1 protein-coding gene is annotated in these 267 nt (G+C 48.7%); it reads left to right on the plus strand.

Annotation, left to right across the window (positions count from 1 at the left end; genetic code table 11):
* A partial coding sequence (locus RYX56_RS22835; protein WP_317124187.1) for an FHA domain-containing protein occupies window positions 1–267 on the plus strand: 267 nt, incomplete at both ends.

The raw sequence follows: 267 nt of genomic DNA on the forward strand, positions 1-267 counted from the left end.
GGTTTGTATCAGCCGGACATGCCAAACTTTCGTTTCAAGGCGGGGAATGGCGCATCGTCGACAACAACAGCACGAACGGAACCTTCGTCAATGGCAAGAGGGTGAAAAACCACAAGTTAAACTTCGGCGACCTGGTCTACATCATGGGCTACAAAATGATTGTGGGCAGCTGTTTTATTGCCTTTAATAATCCCGATGGAACACTTTCGCTCCAGACAACCAAATTAAAGCCGTTTATCCCGCAAGTGCCGGAACCTTCCGACGAAG

The organism is Alkalihalophilus lindianensis (genome assembly GCF_032843265.1).
GTDB classification, from domain to species: domain Bacteria; phylum Bacillota; class Bacilli; order Bacillales; family Bacillaceae_D; genus Alkalihalophilus; species Alkalihalophilus lindianensis.